At 65.6% G+C, this 17,222-nt stretch carries 13 protein-coding genes and 1 pseudogene; 8 read left to right on the forward strand and 6 right to left on the reverse strand.

Going from position 1 to position 17,222, the window contains the following annotated elements; genetic code table 11:
• Nucleotide 1: 1 nt before the first annotated feature.
• On the reverse strand, nt 2-778 hold the full coding sequence (locus A3K89_RS17080) for an SDR family NAD(P)-dependent oxidoreductase (protein ID WP_068428168.1): 777 nt from the start codon (nt 776-778) through the stop codon (nt 2-4).
• A gap of 210 nt (nt 779-988) precedes the next feature.
• Between A3K89_RS17080 and A3K89_RS17085 the strand changes: the two genes are divergently transcribed.
• Nucleotides 989-2,659, forward strand: coding sequence for a PEP-utilizing enzyme (locus A3K89_RS17085; protein ID WP_254303564.1), 1,671 nt, complete (start codon nt 989-991; stop codon nt 2,657-2,659).
• Nucleotides 2,656-3,672, forward strand: coding sequence for an NADP-dependent oxidoreductase (locus tag A3K89_RS17090; RefSeq protein ID WP_068428171.1), 1,017 nt, complete (start codon nt 2,656-2,658; stop codon nt 3,670-3,672). The genes A3K89_RS17085 and A3K89_RS17090 overlap by 4 nt, the downstream gene beginning before the upstream one ends.
• A gap of 12 nt (nt 3,673-3,684) precedes the next feature.
• On the opposite strand, the gene A3K89_RS17095 is transcribed toward A3K89_RS17090, so the two are convergent.
• Nucleotides 3,685-4,284, reverse strand: coding sequence for a histidine phosphatase family protein (locus A3K89_RS17095; protein ID WP_068428172.1), 600 nt, complete (start codon nt 4,282-4,284; stop codon nt 3,685-3,687).
• A gap of 23 nt (nt 4,285-4,307) precedes the next feature.
• Nucleotides 4,308-5,852, reverse strand: a complete 1,545-nt coding sequence (locus A3K89_RS17100; RefSeq protein ID WP_068428173.1) for an AMP-binding protein — start codon at nt 5,850-5,852, stop codon at nt 4,308-4,310.
• A 204-nt stretch (nt 5,853-6,056) separates the two neighbouring features.
• Here A3K89_RS17100 and A3K89_RS17105 point away from each other — a divergent pair, with 204 nt between their 5' ends.
• From A3K89_RS17105 to A3K89_RS17115, 3 genes are read left to right on the forward strand one after another with little or no spacing between them, the layout of a single operon-like run.
• Entirely contained in the window at nt 6,057-7,085 is a 1,029-nt protein-coding gene (locus tag A3K89_RS17105; protein ID WP_243636608.1) for a thiamine pyrophosphate-dependent dehydrogenase E1 component subunit alpha, read from the forward strand.
• 19 nt (nt 7,086-7,104) lie between these two features.
• The gene (locus tag A3K89_RS17110; protein WP_114328515.1) at nt 7,105-8,127 is read left to right on the forward strand and encodes an alpha-ketoacid dehydrogenase subunit beta; all 1,023 of its coding nucleotides are present in this window, start codon (nt 7,105-7,107) and stop codon (nt 8,125-8,127) included.
• 3 nt (nt 8,128-8,130) lie between these two features.
• Nucleotides 8,131-9,555: a 2-oxo acid dehydrogenase subunit E2 gene (locus A3K89_RS17115; RefSeq protein WP_068428180.1), complete on the forward strand. Its 1,425-nt coding sequence runs from the start codon at nt 8,131-8,133 to the stop codon at nt 9,553-9,555.
• A 64-nt stretch (nt 9,556-9,619) separates the two neighbouring features.
• On the opposite strand, the gene A3K89_RS17120 is transcribed toward A3K89_RS17115, so the two are convergent.
• Together A3K89_RS17120 and A3K89_RS17125 are read right to left on the reverse strand one after the other, a co-directional pair.
• Nucleotides 9,620-12,163 carry a putative PEP-binding protein gene (locus A3K89_RS17120; RefSeq protein WP_068428183.1) on the reverse strand — a complete coding sequence of 848 codons (2,544 nt, stop codon included), beginning with the start codon at nt 12,161-12,163 and terminating at the stop codon, nt 9,620-9,622.
• The gene (locus A3K89_RS17125; RefSeq protein WP_068428184.1) at nt 12,160-12,786 is read right to left on the reverse strand and encodes a hypothetical protein; all 627 of its coding nucleotides are present in this window, start codon (nt 12,784-12,786) and stop codon (nt 12,160-12,162) included. Before A3K89_RS17125 ends, A3K89_RS17120 begins: the two co-directional genes overlap by 4 nt.
• 227 nt (nt 12,787-13,013) lie before the next feature.
• Between A3K89_RS17125 and A3K89_RS17130 the strand changes: the two genes are divergently transcribed.
• Nucleotides 13,014-14,486 (forward strand): aldehyde dehydrogenase family protein, encoded by a 1,473-nt coding sequence (locus A3K89_RS17130; protein WP_217266266.1) that lies wholly within the window; start codon nt 13,014-13,016, stop codon nt 14,484-14,486.
• A 13-nt stretch (nt 14,487-14,499) separates the two neighbouring features.
• Nucleotides 14,500-14,973 carry a nuclear transport factor 2 family protein gene (locus A3K89_RS17135; protein WP_068429065.1) on the forward strand — a complete coding sequence of 158 codons (474 nt, stop codon included), beginning with the start codon at nt 14,500-14,502 and terminating at the stop codon, nt 14,971-14,973.
• Between the two features lie 233 nt (nt 14,974-15,206).
• Here A3K89_RS17135 and A3K89_RS26435 read toward each other — a convergent pair.
• Nucleotides 15,207-15,668, reverse strand: a pseudogene (locus A3K89_RS26435) (hypothetical protein); the annotation flags it as partial.
• Between A3K89_RS26435 and A3K89_RS17150 the strand changes: the two are divergent.
• Nucleotides 15,667-17,214: a sugar ABC transporter ATP-binding protein gene (locus tag A3K89_RS17150; protein WP_068428190.1), complete on the forward strand. Its 1,548-nt coding sequence runs from the start codon at nt 15,667-15,669 to the stop codon at nt 17,212-17,214. The pseudogene A3K89_RS26435 and the gene A3K89_RS17150 sit on opposite strands and share 2 nt — an antisense overlap.
• Nucleotides 17,215-17,222 lie beyond the last annotated feature (8 nt).

Below are 17,222 nucleotides of genomic sequence, written 5' to 3' on the forward strand. Positions count from 1 at the left end.
CTCAGTACGACGCCGTGCCGCCGTCGACCGAGAGGATCGCCCCCGTGATCCCCGCACCGGCGTCGGACGCGAGGAGCATCGCCATCGCCGCGACCTCTTCCACGGTGTTGGGACGTTTGATCGACGATTCCTCGGCGAACATCGCGACCATCTCGTCGAACGTCAAACCCATGGCTTTCGCCGTGTCCGGACCGTTGTTCTTGATGATGTCGGTGATGACGAGACCCGGACAGATCGAGTTGACGGTGATTCCTTCGGTACCCACCTCGCGGGCGATCGACTTCGTCATGCCGTTGATCGCGTGCTTGGCTGCGACGTAGGCGGTGAACACGGGTTTGCCGTGCTTGCCCTCGACGGACGAGATGTTGATGATGCGTCCGTACTTGCGCGGCAGCATGTGTTGCAGCGCGCGACGCGTGGCCCAGAAGTTGGAGTTGAGGTTCCAGTTCATGACGAGCGTCCACTCCTCGTCGCTGAGTTGCGCTGTCGGCTGCAGATCTCGTGCACCGCCTGCGTTGTTCACGAGGACGTCGATGCGGCCGAAGGTGGCGACGGTCTGCTCGATGAAGTCCTCGACGTCCGCTTGGGACGTGACGTCGCCTGCGAAGAACGCGGCACGCTCGCCGACCCCGAAATCGGCGAGCGCTTTGTCGCCTTTCTCCTTCGAACGGCCGTTGAGTGACACCGTGGCTCCTTCTGCGAGGGCGGCGGCGGCGATTCCGCGACCGATGCCCTGGGTTCCGCCGGTGATGGCGACAACTTTGTCCTGCAATTTCATCGAAGGTCTCCCTCTGCGGATTCGGTCGGGGAATTCGGCAAGTAACTTGCTTCCGAGTGCAGTCTTACATGTAGAGTGTCGTGCATCACAGTCTTTTGTGAATTCGATGTCTAGAAACTGGTTTCACCGCATCCGGTGACGACAGAGACGAGAAGCGCAGTGGCCGAACAGCGTTGGTTGGTCGATACCGTTCCCAGCACGAGACTTCCGGTGTACACACGTCTCAATGCCAGTGACGTGTTGTCCGATCCCATCACGCCACTCGGGGCCGACCTCGGGTGGATCCAGAACATTCTGCCCGGGTGGAACTTCGGTTACGCCAGCCTCGGCAGCTATTCGCTGGCCGAGAAGCCCGACGTGGCCGCGTCGTCCGGGATCTTCTACGGACACCTGTACATCAACCTGTCGATGTCCCGGTTGGTGGGCATTCGCGGCGGACTCCCGGTCGAGCTCGTCGACCAGCTCTTCTACGGCGGGGATCCGAACATTCCCGCGTACGTCGGGCATCCGGACGACGAGAACGCCGACGCCACCGAGCGATTGACGGCACGCAACGCCTGGGTCCTGTCGACCGAGACGTTTCCCGAGTTGGAAGAAGACCGGGTGCTCGCAGATCGGCTTCGCGCCGAGCGGCCCGACCTCACGGCGCTGACGCCTGCAGCTCTCGTCGCGCGCGCACGATCGGTGATGCCGCTGGAGCGGGTGGCATGGCGCGGCGAGGTGATCGCGACCAACGGCGCTGCCGTCGGCCCGGCCGTTCTGGGTCAACTTCTGGGCGCCGACCGACAAGACCTGATCGTGTCGTTGGTCGGGGCGGCGGGCGATGTCGATTCGGCACTGCCGTCGTACGCGTTGTGGGAACTGAGTCGGCTCGTCCGGAGCAACACCGAATTGATGGACGCCTTCGATGCCCGCACCGGGGGTGCCGACGCGTCCATCTCGGGCATCGACAGCAAGTTCGACGCCACTCTCGAGCGTTTTCTGCTCGACTACGGCTATCGAGGCCCCAACGAATGGGACCTCGGCTCGCCGTCGTGGGAAACGCATCCCGAACTCGTCCTGGGCCTGGTCGACCGCCTGCGACTGCAGGACGATTCGGCGTCGCCGACGGTCCGCTCGTCGGATCACGCGTCGGACTCGGCGGAGGCGCTCGAGCTGGCACGCGCCGCGGTCACGGACGACGACGGGCGCGCGACGCTCATGACGGCGCTTGCGTCGGCGCGACGGTTCGCGGCGTGGCGTGAGCGCGCGAAGACCAACTGCATCAAGGTGCTTCACGAGGCGCGGGTTCCGTTGGTCGAGCTGGGGCGCCGTCTGTACGCGGACGGTGATCTGGAGTCGGCGGACCACGTCTTCATGGCCGTGGACGACGAACTCGACGTTCTCGCCAGTGCGCCGCACTCGTTGAAGACGACCCTGGCAGAGCGTCACCGCGAGTGGAAACAGCTGTTCGGGCTCGAGCTGCCGACGTTCCTCGACACTCGTGAACCGTTGCCTGCACTGTCGACGCTGGCCCGTCGGGGAGAGACGGCTGTGGAGCCCGTCGAGGTCGGAGACGTCCTGCAGGGGTCGGGAGCGTCGTCGGGCGTCGTCCGGGGCCGTACACGCGTGGTCACGTCGATGGCGGATCTCGGCGAGTTCCAGGTCGGGGAGGTTCTGGTCGCTCCGCAGACGGACCCCTCGTGGACGCCGTTGTTCATGGTGTCCGCAGGAGCGGTCACCGACGTCGGCGCCATGGGTTCTCACGCGATGATCGTCAGTCGCGAGCTCGGGATCCCCTGTGCGGCAGGTGTTCCGGGAGCCACGCGCCGCATTCCCGACGGTGCGCTGGTCGAGATCGACGGATCGAGGGGCACCGTGACGATCGTGGAGCTGCCATGACCACGGGTGTCGCGAGCACGACCCGCGCTGTATTCCTGAGCGAACGGCCGACGCCGAACTGCCCTCGGCCCGAGCACTTCGAAGTTCGAGAGCTGGCATTGCCCCGGCCCGGCCCGGGACAGGTTCTGGTCCGCAACGTGTTCATGAGCGTGGATCCGTCGATGCGGGGCAGGCTGGGTACGTCGGCGATGCACTACACCAGTAACTTCGTCGTCGATGCACCGCTCGACGGATCGGCACTCGGCGTGGTCGTCGAGGGTACCGACGAGGTCCCGGCCGGCTCGTACGTGCGACACCGACTCGGGTGGAGAGAACACGCTGTCGTCGACCTCGCGGGCGCCACGGTGATCGACCCGCGCGGAATCGAGCTCCATCACTGGCTCGGCATTCTCGGGCAGACGGGTTTCACCGCATACTGCGGACTCGTTCGAGCGGGCGAAATGCACGACGGTGACACCGTTTTCGTGTCTGCTGCGGCCGGCGCGGTCGGCAGCGCTGCTGGACAGTTCGCCAGGTTGCTCGGAGCGTCGAACGTCATCGGTAGCGCTGGGGGACCGGACAAGGCAGCGATGTTGACCGATCGCTTCGGCTTCGACGTGGGTATCGATTATCGAGACGGACCGATCGGGTCGGCTCTCCGCGCAGCTGCGCCGAAGGGTATCGACCTGTACTTCGACAACGTCGGCGGTGATCACCTGGTTGCCGCGTTGTCGTGGCTACGGCAGCGTGGACGGGTCGCACTGTGCGGCATGATCTCGAACGGTGGACCGGACAGTCCTCCCATCGATCACTTGATGAACGCAATCCTGAAACGAATCACGATCCGCGGGTTCATCGTTCGCGATCACGAAGACCTTCGAGAGGAATTCGAGAACCGTGTGACCGACTGGCTGTCGTCGGGCGCTCTCGTCGCGGAATCGACGGTGCACGACGGCCTGGACAACGCGGTCGACGCATTCCTGTCCATGCTGGAAGGCGGCAACGTCGGCAAGGCCCTCGTCCGGCTGTCGTGACGGCGGAGTCCGTCAGGCGTTCACCGTGCCCCGCAGGTGTGCGGTGTCGTTGATCGACGCCACCACGACCACGCCCGAATCCAACTTCTGCACGCGGGCCACCGAGGTGTAGGCGGGATTGTGCCAGAACGTCTTCGGCATGTCCAGAACGTCGGCTACCGCTGCATTGATCACTCCGCCGTGCGCAACCGCGACGACGCGTCCGGACGGGTAGCGGTCGAAGATCTGCTCGAGTCCGGACCGCGCCCTCGCCCTGAACTTCGGGAGATCGAGGCCAGGGACGTACGCCTCGAAATTGCCCGTCGTGACGGCAGTGAGGCGTGGGTCGTCGGACGCCATGTCCTCGACGGCCATGTAGTGCTCGGGATCGATGTCGTCGTCCCACTCCCGGAGGTCCTCCAGCACGAGGTCGACGCTGCGGCCCATGCCTGCGGCAAGTTCGTCGGCAGTCTCGCGGGCGCGCACCAACGGACTCGAGACCACGGCGTCGATCTGTTCGTGACGCAACCACGTGGCGAGTCGACGGGCATCGGCGATTCCCTCGGGCGCGAGCGACGGATTGCGTACTCGCGAGACGGGCTGGCCGTGCCGGACGAACAGTACTTCGATCATGGGTGCCTTTCGTGTGGCGGGCGTCAGCCTGCAATGGTGCGAGCGGTGCTCCAGAACGGTGCTCTCAGCGCTTTCTTGTCCAGCTTGCCCATGGCGTTGCGCGTCAGTTCGTCGACGACGACGTACTTCTTCGGGCATTTGTAGGACGCCATCGACCTCTTGGCGAACTGTGCGAGATCGTCGACGTCCACGTGGCTGTCGGTGCAGGGAACCACGAGCGCCAGAAGCGCTTCGCCCAGGTCGTCGTCGGGGACCCCGATCACGGCGACCTCGGCGACGTCCGGATGAGTCGACAGCACGCGTTCGCTCTCCGCGGGATACAGGTTGACGCCGCCGGAGACGACCATGTCGGCGACACGATCGGTGATGAACACGTAGCCGTCGTCGTCCACGTAACCGACGTCGCCGAGTGTGGCGACGTTCGGGAGGATGTACGCCGCTGCGGTCTTCTCGGGGTCCGCGTGATACTCGATGCGACGTTCGGGCGGCGTTCGGAATCCCAGGACTCCGACCTCGCCGCGGCCCAGTTCCGTGCCGTCGGAACCGACCACGACGGCGTCGAACGGCGGTATGGCCCGCCCCACCGAACGCGGATGTTCGAGCCATTCGGTCGAGTCGATTCGGCAGACGGTACCGATCTCGCTCCCGCCGTAGGACTCGATCAGCACGGGGCCGAACCAGTCGATCATCGACCGCTTCACGTCGGGTGGGCACGCAGATCCCGTGTGCGCCACGTACTTCAAGCTCGTCGTGTCGTACCGCGACCGCACGTCGTGGGGGAGGGCCAACAGCCGCTGAAAGTGGGTGGGAACCATCAGCGTCGACGTCACCGAGTGAGACTCGATGGCTGCCAGGGTGCGTTCGGCGTCGAACCGGCCCATGATCACCACGGGCCGACCGGACAGCAGGTGACGCACCGACGTCAACGGTCCGTTGTGTTGCAGCGGCCCGACGACGAGGTGCACGCCGTCGGGGTAGCCGGAACGCGCGGACACCGCGTCGGCGAACTCGCGGGCGGTGTCGACGGAGTGAGGCAACCACCGCACCTGGGTGCCCCGTGCCCTACCGGTGGTGCCGGACGTGTAGACCAGCGGCGGCCGTGCCGGACGGGATTCGGGCGCCGCCGAAATGCGTCCGTCCGCCGGCCGAACGAAGTCCTCCCACGCCACGGTGCCGGGTACCGCAGTGTGACCGTGAACCACGACCGTCTTCGATCCGGACTCGTTCGCGGCGCCCGTCGCGGACTCCAGACCGACCGGGCCCGTCACGACGGCGACGCTCCCCGAATCGACCAACTGATCGGCCATCTCGTTCGGCTTGAGCTGCCGAGATACGGCAACGGTCCCCACTCCTGCCCCGATGCACGCGACGTGCGTCAGCAGAGTCTCGATGGTGTTCTCGCCGACCACGGCAATGCGATCGTCCGGCCGTGGGGCGATGTCGACGAACCGCTCCGCAAGGGCGTCGAGGCTGGTCACGACCTCCGCCCACGTCATGGTGCGACGGTCGTCGACCAGGGCGAGACCGTTCGGGTCCTCGGTCGCGCGATCTCGTATGCGGTCGAGCATCTGCCGTCCTCCACAGGTAGGTCGTCGAAAGTGCGCGCGCTCGCGCTCATCGTGCGATTTACTGAACGTCAAGTCAAGTAAGAGGCGTGAGAAGAACCGAGCAACTAACTCGATAGTGATTCTACTTACACTGGGCTACTCTGTCGGTGATACTGAACGTGGAATCAACAAACTCGCTCCGAGAGCCAGAATGAGGTGCACGTGGTGACCGCAACCGCGACCAACGCCGGCCACGAGGCCGTGGAGCCGGTCGGCTCCGACGATCCGACGCCGAGCAAAGAGGTGGTGCTGGACCTGCACAGGCGCATGGTCCGCATCCGACAGTTCGAGACCGAGGCGGGCCGGCTCATGGAGGGCGGCAAGCTCCCCGGCTTCCTTCACCTGTACGTCGGGCAGGAGGCCGTCGCGGCGGGCGCGATGAGCAATCTGCGCGACTCCGATCAGATTTCGTCGACGCACCGCGGGCACGGCCATGCCGTCGCCAAAGGTGCACAGTTCCGTCAGATGTTCGCGGAGTTGTTCGGACGCGTCGACGGGTACTGCAAGGGCCGCGGCGGATCGATGCACATCAACGACCTGTCGATCGGCATGCTCGGCGCCAACGGCATCGTCGGTGGCGGTATTCCGATCGCGGTCGGAGCCGCGTTCGCAGCGAAATACCGCGGCGAGGACTCCGTGGCGATTCCGTTCTTCGGCGACGGCGCCAGCAACATCGGCGCGTTCCACGAGGCCGCGAACATGGCGGGCATCCTGGAACTCCCGGTCGTGTTCGTCTGCGAGAACAACGGCTACGCCGAGTTCACCGCGCTGCGCGATCACATGAAGCTCGAGAACGTCGCAGACCGTGCGGCCGCGTACGGGTTTCCCAGCGAGATCTGTGACGGCATGGATGCGATCGCCGTCCGCGCCGCCGTCGGGCGCGCGGTCGAACGCGCTCGCGCCGGAGGCGGTCCGACGCTCGTCGAGGCAAAGACGTACCGGTACTACGACCACCAGGGAGTGAAAGGTCTGCGCAAGACCTATCGAACGCAGGAAGAGGTCGCGGCCTGGCGTGAGAAGGACGCGATCAAGCTGCTCGAGGCCCGCGCCGTGGCGGAAGGCATCGTGACCGAGGCCGAGTTCGCGACGGTCTGGGCCGAGGTCGATGCCGACATCGCCGAATCCGTTGCCTTCGCCGAGGCCAGTCCGTTCCCGGACGTGGCCGACTTCGCACTCAATGTCTACAGCGACTGACCCGAAAGAGCCGACACCGATGTCCACTGCACTAGCTCCGAATACCGACCCGGTCGACGCGCCCCGGGTCACCACGTACGTCAAAGCCTTCAACGAGGCTGTGGCGCAGACGATGCGCGAGGACGACGACGTGTTCGTCATCGGTGAGGACGTCGCTGCGTACGGCGGCGTGTTTCACATGTACGACGGGCTGTTGGCCGAGTTCGGCAAGCGACGCATGGTCGACACGCCGATCGCCGAGATGGGGCTCATCGGCCTCGGCGTCGGCGCCGCCGCGCGTGGTCTCCGCCCCATCGTCGACATCATGTTCATGGACTTCCTGGCCGTCGCTCTCGATCAGGTCGTGAACCAAGCCGCCAAGATGAAGTTCATGTACGGCGGCGACGTCAAGGTGCCGATGGTGATCACGGTGGCCTACGGTGCCGGCGTCAGCGCCGGTGCACAGCATTCGCAGAGTCTCGAGAGTTGGCTCGCCCACACGCCGGGCCTCAAGGTCGTCATGCCGTCGAACGCGTACGACGCCAAGGGTCTTCTCGTGTCGGCGGTCCGCGACGACAACCCCGTCGTGTTCATGCTCAACAAGGTGCTGCTCGGGGCGCGCGGCGAGGTGCCGGAAGAGTCGTACTCCATACCTCTCGGGCAGGCCGCGGTTCCGCGAGAGGGAGACGACGTCACCATCGTGGCGTTCGGACGCATGGTCACCGAAGCTCTCGCCGCCGCGGATGCCCTTGCCGAGTCCGGAGTGTCGGTCGAGGTGGTGGATCCGCGTACCGTGCAGCCGCTCGACACTGCCACCATCGTGAGGTCGGCGTCGAAGACCAACCGCATCCTGGTCGTGCACGAAGCCGTGACGTTCGGTGGAATCGGCGCCGAAGTTGCCGCGCAGATCCAAGAGGAGGCGTTCGACTACCTCGACGCGCCGGTCCTGCGACTCGGTGCCCCGTTCACGCCGGTGCCGTTCAGCACCCCACTCGAAAACGCGTACGTACCCGACGCCGACCGTATCGTCGCCGGGGTTCGTCGTCTGCTCGAAAGGAACTGACCCGTGGCTCAGGAGATCGTGCTGCCGAAGTTGGGGCTCACGATGCAGGAAGGCGTCATCGGTGAATGGTTGGCCCAGGCCGGTCAACACATCGGAACGGGCGACGTGCTGTTGCGACTCGAAACCGACAAGGTCGAGGTCGACGTCGAGGCCGAGGCGAGCGGGATCTTGGCGACGACGGCGAAAGTCGGCGAGGTGTTGCCGGTCGGTGCCGTGATCGGGTGGTTGCTCGCCGACGGCGAAGTCGCACCGACGGGTGCCGACGGATCCAGCGCGTCTCCGGCGGACCCGAAGGATTCTTCGACGACCGCAGCATCGCCCGCGGCGTCGACCGACGGCCCGCTGGAACAGGGTGAGCGGATCAAGTCGTCGCCGAACGCTCGTCGCGTCGCCGCGGAGTCCGATGTCGACCTTGCCGAGGTGCGGGGTACCGGACCGGGCGGCCGGATCGTATCGGAGGACGTCGAGGACTACGTCGCGGCTGTGTCCGTCGCGGAGCCGAAACCGGAGCCGGCACCCGGTGTTCCGCAGCGCGAGAAGAGTTCGTCGGCACAGGCTTCGAGCGCGCACTTCGTCGGCCCGCTCGTTCGCCGCCGTGCACACGAATTGGGTGTCGATCTGAGCACCGTCGCCGGCAGTGGAGTCGGCGGACGCGTCACGACCGCCGACGTCGAACGGGCTGCAGGCCACCTGTCCACCGACACGACGGAATCCACAGCGCCTGCGGGCCCTCGGGCAGGCGAGGTCGTCCCGCTGAAGGGCATGCGAGGCGCGATCGCGCGGAACATGATCGACAGTCTGCAGACGATGGCGCAGCTGACGCACGGATACGAAGTCGACGTGACGGCGTTGGTCGCCGTGCGTGACAGCCTGAAAGCCGAACTGGCAGAAGCCGGTTCGCGACCACCGAGTCTCAACGACTTCGTCGTCAAGGCCGCAGCTCTGGCGTTGGTCCAGCACCCGATCCTCAATGCGGGCATCGTCGGTGACGAGATCCGCTTGTTCGACACGATCGACATCGGTGTGGCGGTGGCAGTTCCGGGCGGACTGGTGGTTCCTGTCGTTCGAGGCGCGAACTCGCTGTCCGTCGGCGAAATCTCCGGACGAACCAGCGCTCTCGCTGCCGCGGCGCGGGGTAACACCCTCGGGCTGAGCGACATAGAAGGTGCGACGTTCTCCGTCAGCACTCTCGGTGCTTACGGCGTCGACTTCTTCACCCCCGTCGTCAATCCCGGCAACGTCGCCATTCTCGGAGTCGGTCGGGTGAAGGACGGATTCCGCTGGGAGGGTGAGACTCCGGTCCGCACCCAGGTACTCACGTTGAGCCTGACGTTCGACCACAGGGCAGTGGACGGGGCGCCCGCTGCGGAGTTCCTGCGCACGATCGCGTCGATCCTGTCTCGGCCGTACGCTCTGCTCGCAGGGTAGCCGAACACAGAACATCGGCCGAGTCCTCGAGAGGACTCGGCCGATGTTCTGTATCTGCTGCGTGTCAGCGGTGTTCGAGCGTCGCGTGGGCGGCAGCCAGACGTGCGACCGGGACACGTCGCGGCGAGCACGATACGTAGTGCAGTCCCACCGAGTCGATGAACGAGATCGACCGGGGGTCACCGCCGTGCTCACCGCACACTCCCAGCTTGACGTTCGGGCGCGCAGCGCGCGCCGCGTCGGCAGCCATGGAGACGAGGGCACCGACGCCGTCGCGGTCCAGAACGGCGAACGGGCTGTCCGTCACCAGTCCGTGATCGAGGTAGTGAGCAAGCATGGTCTTCTCGACGTCGTCCCGTGAGAAGCCGTAGGTGAGCTGCGTCAGATCGTTGGTGCCGAAGGAGAGGAACTGTGCGTCGGCCGTCAGGTGGCCTGCGAGCAAGGCCGCGCGCGGAGTCTCGACCATGCTGCCGACATCGTACGGAACCTGAATCCCGGTGTCCTCGAACACGGTTCGGGCGGCACGATCGACCTGCGCGATTGCTTCCGCCAGTTCCCCGGGCAGCGAGACCAGCGGGATCATGACTTCGAGTTTCGGAGATCGGCCCTCGGCGTTCACGGTCACCCACGCCCGGAACAAGGCCTCCGCCTGCGCGGGGTACAAGCGCGTCTGCACCATCGCGAAGCGCACCCCGCGCAGACCGAGCATCGGGTTCGATTCGTGTGCTGCCGCGGCACGTTCTGCTCGAGCAGAGTCACCGTAATTACCGTCCGACGGCAGGAATTCGTGCAGGGGAGCGTCGAGCAGTCGCACGGTGATGGGCCGATCGCCGACGACCCGAAGCAGTGCCGTGAAGTCCGACTCCTGGGCGGCGGTCAGCGCCGCGATCGCCTCGATCTCTTCGGCTTCGTCGTCGGCCAGAACGAGTCTTTGTACCAGAGGAAGCTGGTCTCCGAGGAACTGATGTTCGGTGCGGCACAAGCCGATTCCTTCGGCGCCGAGGCGAAACGCGGTTGCCGCGTCCTCCGCGTTGTCCGCGTTGGTCCGTACGCGAAGCCGGCGAATGTCGTCGGCCCAGCCGAGTAGAACCTCCAGCTCGTCGGACGGTTCCGCAGGCCGGATCGGAACGGAACCGATGTACACGTCGCCGGTACGGCCGTTCACCGAGACGACGTCGCCTTCGTGCAGCGTGAAGTCGCCTGCGGTGACCGTGTTCGACGCCGTGTCGATTCGTAGCGTCGTCGCTCCGCAGACCGCAGGTCGGCCTGCACCGCGTGCCACGACCGCCGCGTGCGATGCCAGACCGCCGTTCGACGTGATGACCGCGGTGGCGGCGAGCAGCGCCGGTACGTCCGCGGGTGTGGTCTCCGCCGAGACGAGTACGACGTTCCGTCCCTCGGCGGCAAGCCGTAGTGCGGCGTCGCTCGACAGAGCTACTTCGCCGACGGCAGCACCCGGCGACGCCGGAAGACCATGCGCGAGAAGCTGTTCCCGTCCTGTCAGGGTCAGTTGAGCGTGCAGCAGGTCCTGCATGAGGTCCGGCTTCAACATCCGCACGGCGTCGCTTCGTTCCATCGAGCCCGCGTTCGCGAGATCGACGGCCAGGTGCGTGATGGCGCGGGGACCCGGATGTTCCAGCGGCCCTGCGCTGAGCAGGGCGAGTTGCCGGTCGCGGACCTCGAACTCCACTTCGGCGACGGCCCGCAGATGCGGCTCCAGGGTGGCGAAGATCTGATCGAGTATCTGGGTGCCGCCGGGAGTGTGGGTGAGCGGATCGCCGGGCCCGGGGTTGGGGTCGGCACGGCGAACTCCGAGATGGAAGACGCCGTGCGGCGCGTATCTACCGGTCTCGAGGTCTCGGCTGATGGCGGTGCCGTAGCCCGATTCGTTCCAGGACCCGAGCCGGAGGGCTCGGACGTGCAATGCGATTCCTGTGTCCTCGGGTAGCGACAGCGCGCTTCGGGCTCGACGGCCACGAGGTGACGCCCAACGATTCAGCATGGCCTTCGCCGCGAGACCGAGCTGTTCGGCGGGATCGACGGGAAACGCTGCGCCCGTGGAGTTCTCGATCAGATCGAGGAGGGCGGGCACACGCGTCCTGCTGTCCGGGTGATCGTCTTCCACGTCGTCGAGGTCGTCGGCGTCGACGTCGAGAGCCTCTTCGGCGACGAACCGCAGATTCGAGGCCCACGAGTCGTAGATGTCACGGTCGCGTCCGATCACGTCGACCAACGCGTCGATGTTGCGGTTCGACAGCCCGATGACGGAAATTGCGGGCGGGAGAGCGGAGACCGGAACCGGCGCGCTGCAGCGCAGATGCATCAGCATCGGTCTGCGGTCTTGTCGAACCGCAGGCCAGATGCCGCGCACCGCGAGTTTCTCCAGCAGGTCGATGACGGTGTCGGCAGTCTCGCGATTCTGCAGTCCGGCGCCGGACCCGATCGGTACGGTGAGACCGGGAACCACCGGAAGACCGAGGGCGACCAAGTTGTCCATCTCGACGCCGTGAACGCCCATGACGTCGGCACCGAGTCCGCGAGCGCGACCCTGTCCGTACGGAACGGCCGATCTAGTCAGCGCCTGAACGCTCGTGTCCGACACGGTCATTCGGAGCTACCGGAGACGAGCTTCTCCTCGAGTGCCTCGTCCTCGGCGCGGGTGAGACCCAGCATCATCAGCAGGTGCTGGTGGAGCCACATCCACACGGTGTGATAGCCGTCGGTCAGGGGTGACGTCAGCGACGCGGTGTCGCCGTCGTCGAAACGCGTCAGGGCGCCGTTCAGACGCTCTCGGTAGTCGAGGAGCACGGGGCACTGCTTGCCCGCGCGGCGCAGCATCTTGGACACGTCGGAATGGATGTCCTCGAGCTGGTCACGCAGTTTGGCGTCGTACTGCGCGTCCGAGTGGTCGTTCGGGGAGCCGTCGGGACGGCACTGCCATGCGGTGCACAGCTCGCGAAGGCGGCGATTGACGGGAAGGAACACATGCAGAAGATCGTCGACGACGGTGCGCTCGGCCGAAGCGTCGGGAAGCCGAACAAGTGCATGGGCATTGTCGATGCCCGCTTGGGTCGGCATGACCACCGGACCCTTGGCCACGGCGTCGCCCGCGTCGATCACCGCTTGCAGTTCCGGAGTGACGGGGCCACGAATCATTCCCTTGATCACCAGATCGACCACCTCGCTCGGCGCTGCGGTGGGAGCGGACGTGTTGGTCGCGAGGTCGTTCATGGTGCTCCTCGGGGCATGTCCGGTCCCGGTTCGGGACCGACGTGATCGTGTGGTGTGTTCACACCGTCGACGGAACTGTGACGGTGCTCATAACCTAGCCGATCAGGAGTGGTTGTCAAGAAAGAATCAGCTAAATATGTACAGACTTTGGAATGTCTCGTTTCTTGACATCGAGTACGTAAAGTCGTTTACGCTCGATGTGATGGTTGCCACTCCACGAACGGGACATGGCATGGACGGACGAAGCGAGGCGCGGGATGGACGATCGGCACGAGCTCTACATCGGCGGTAAGTGGGTCCCCTCCGTCGGCGGCGGCACGATCGACGTGCTCGAGGCGGCGACGGGCACCGTGTTCGCGCGCGTTCCGTCCGGGACGGAGCAGGACGTCGACGACGCGGTTGCCGCGGCTCGTGCCGCGTTCGGCTCCTGGTCCGAGTCGCCGATCGAGGAGCGAGTGTCGGTTCTGCGACAGATCGCCGACGGGTTGGTCGCGCGCGAGACGGAGCTCGCCGAGACGATGACTCGAGAAGTCGGTACGCCGATCGCCCGGTCGCGCTCGGTCCAGGTGGGTCTCGGTGTGACGATCTTCCGATCCATGGCGGACATCCTCGAGAACACCACGCTCGAGGAGCGCCGGGGGACCTCGCTGATCCTCAAGGTCGGTGTCGGTGTCGTCGGTGCGATCACGCCGTGGAACTATCCGCTCTACCAGCTGGCGGCGAAGGTGGCGCCGGCGATCGCGGCGGGCTGCACGACGGTGGTCAAGCCCAGTAGCGTTGCGCCGCTGGCCGCGTTCGCAGTCGCGGAGATCGTCGAGTCGATCGGTCTGACGCCGGGTGTCTTCAACGTCGTCACCGGGCCGGGAGGACGGGTCGGAGAACGGCTGGCCGGCCATCCGGACGTCGACCTCGTCAGCCTCACCGGTTCCACGGCGGCCGGCGCCCGAGTAGGTCAGGTCGCCGCAGCTGGTATCAAGAAAGTGACGCTGGAGCTCGGGGGTAAGTCCGCGTTCGTCGTCGCCCCGGATGCGGACGTCGACGCAGCCCTCAGCGCAGCCGTCCGCGGCTGCTATGTCAACAACGGGCAGACGTGTACGGCCACGACGCGTTTGCTCGTTCCTCTCGACCGGCTCGACTACGTCGAAGAGAAGTTGGCGCAACTCGTGGGGTCGCAGAAGGTCGGAGACCCGCTCGACGAATCCACCGACATCGGGCCCATGGCGTCGGCCGAGCAACGACAGTCCGTGCTGCGGTACCTGTCGGAGGTGCCGGCAGAGGCGAAGTTCGTCGTCGGGGGACCGGGTGAGGTCGCCAACCTGCCGGACGACCTGAGGTCCGGGTTCTACGTCAGGCCCACCGTGGTCAGCCGCATCGACAACAACTCGTCGATCGCGCGTGAGGAGGTGTTCGGACCGGTGCTCGCCGTTCTGGCGTACGACGGGATCGACGACGCCGTCGCTATCGCGAACGATTCCGATTACGGCCTGTCGGGGGCGGTGTTCGCGGGCGACGACGACGCAGCCATCGCGATCGCACGTCGGCTCAGGACAGGCCAGGTCTCCATCAACGGCGGTCGCTTCAACGCGTCGGCCCCGTTCGGTGGGATGAAGAAGTCGGGCATCGGCCGCGAGTTGGGGCCGGAAGGTCTCGACGAGTACTTCGAGAAGATCTCCCTCCAACTGCGTACGGAAGCGAACTGACATGGACGGTGACATGGCCGGCGACGCCCATCGGGACATCACGAAACTGATGGCACGGTTCGCCCGGGCTATCGACCTTCGGGACTGGGAGCTGTATCGATCGGTCTTCACCGACGAGATCGAGATCGACTACACGAGCTACCGCCCGGGCAACGGAGGCCTGTTCAAAGCCGAGGACTGGGTTCAGCGGGGACGCATGCTGTTTCCCGGTCTCGCTGCGTCGCAACATTTTCTGTCCAACCTGGACATCACGGTCGACGGCGACGACGGCACTGTCGTGTCCTACGTCCGGGCCGAACACGTGCTTCCGAACACGGCGGGCGACGCCGTCTTCACGATCGGCGGTTACTACACCGATTCGGTCGTGCGAGTCGGTGGGGAGTGGAAGATCTGCCGCAAGCAGTTGACGGTTCTGTGGAACACGGGCAACCCGCAGGTTCTCACGATGGCACGTGAACGGGCGGCGGAGTTGCTTCGGTCCGCCTGATTCGGGCTTCGCCGGCAATCACATCTCCCGCACCGGTTCGTAGCCGTCCCAGTCCACGGCGGCCTCGGCGACCCGTCGGTACAGCGCCAGGATGCTCGGGCGAGCCTCGTAGATCTCGACGAGGTGCCCGAGCTCGGCGCGTGCGTCGTGGAATGCGAAGGCGTTGCCGTCAGCAACGCCCGCCAGCCCAGGTCGCTGAACTTCTTCTGCTGTTCGGTGAAGGATTCGACCATCATCGCAACGTGGTGGACACGTCCCATTTCTGTCGTGGTGTCGGCGAATTCGGTCGGCGCTGCCGCATGCGTCTGCACCAGTTCGATCTGCGTGCGACCCCATTGGCCGTACGCCGAGCTGTGATCGAACATCGCGGGGCGACCGTCCGGACCGACTGCGTCGGTGATTCGGTTGCGACGCACCAGAAACGGTCCGGCGCCGGTGGCCGCCGCGAATCGTGCAGCGGCCGTGCGTACGTCGTCCACGAGGTACGCCGTCTGGACGACCGTGCCCAACTGGAACTCGTCAGCTCTCACCATGCTGTCCATCCGTTTCTTGTCGATGCCTACTGATAGAGACGCGTTCGCGGCCCGAGGTTCGAGCCGAAAACTCGTGCTGGACTTATCTCTGTACATAGTTGAGTATGACCTAGGTAACAAATGCTGGGTTAAAGTAACCCACCTCACAGGGGTAGGTGTCATGGCAGACGCGCTCTGTATCACCGGGCTCTCGAAGACTTTCGTGGGCCAGCGTGCTCTCGACGGTATCGATCTATCGCTTGCGCCGGGAGAAATCCGTGGCTTGGTCGGACAGAACGGCTGCGGCAAGTCGACGCTCATCAAAGTGCTTGCGGGCTATCACGACCCGGACGACGGGGCGCGCATCGAGGTCGGCGGGGCCGAGTTGCACCTGGGTGTTCCCGGCAGCGGCGAGGCCGCAGGACTGCGCTTCGTACATCAGGATCTCGGATTGGTCGAAAGCCTCGACGTCGTCGACAACCTCGCTCTCGGGCACGGCTACGCGACCACGGCCTTCAAAACCATCGACTCCCGAGCCGAGCGCGCGCGGGCACGTGCGGCGCTCGCCGAATTGGGGTTCGACTTACCGCTCGACAAGCTCGCCGGCTCGCTCAGCATGAGCGAACGCACGATGCTGGCAGTCGCACGAGCCGTCCAGGACCGGTCCGGGGCGACGACTGTCCTCGTGCTCGACGAACCGACTGCGAATCTGCCTGCTGCAGAGGCGGTTCGCCTTTTCGATCTGGTTCGTCGCATCAGGGACCGCGGAGTCGCGGTGCTGTTCGTCTCGCACCACCTGACGGAAGTGTTCTCGTTGTGCGACAGCGTCACCGTCATGCGGGACGGAAAGATCGTCACCACGCGAGATCTCGACGGACTCGACGAGGCAGGGTTGGTCGAACTCATGATCGGCCGTCGCGTGGAGGAATTCCTGGCCGAGCCGGAAGCGACGACGACTGGTGTCGGCTCGCCGGTGTTCGAGGTCAGCGGACTGTCCTGTGGGGCGCTCGCGGACCTCGATTTCTCGGTTCGCTCGGGCGAAGTACTCGGCATCGCCGGAATCACCGGCTCCGGACGTGAACAAGTAGTGCCCGCATTGTTCGGGGCGGAGGCTCGCGCCGGGGTCGTGGCGGTCGAGGGCCGCGTCGTCGAGCAGGGTCGTCCGGATCTCGCGATGTCGGCCGGCGTCGGATGCGTACCCGCCGAACGTGTTTCCAATGCGGCGTTCGTCAACGCATCGCTACGTGAGAACGTGTCGGTCGCCGACCCGTGGGCCTATTCGCGATACGGATTCTCGCGGACGAGGCGCGAGAAGTCCGATGTCGCACACTGGTTGGAGCGGCTCGGTGTACGACCGGCGGGCGACACGGAGCGCACGCTCGGCACCCTCAGCGGTGGGAACCAGCAGAAAGTCGTTCTGGCACGGTGGCTTCGACGTAACCCGCGAGTGCTGCTGCTCGACGAACCCACCCAGGGCGTGGACGTCGGAGCGAAAGCCGACATTCACACGCTCGTCGACTCGGCAGCGCACAGCGGCGCCGCCGTCCTCGTCGTCTCGACCGATCACGGGGAGCTGACCCGCCTGTGCGACAGGGTGATCGTTCTGGCGGGTGGAGGGGTCGTGGACGAGTTCACGCGGCCACGGATCGACCCGGATCGGCTGACCGCATCGACTTTGAAGAAGCCTGCATCGACGGCGAGTTCGTCCGCGTCCGCGGACAACCGGTGAAAGGATCA

Origin of the sequence: Rhodococcoides kyotonense, assembly GCF_001645385.1 — a bacterium.
Taxonomy (GTDB): Bacteria; Actinomycetota; Actinomycetes; order Mycobacteriales; family Mycobacteriaceae; genus Rhodococcoides; species Rhodococcoides kyotonensis_B.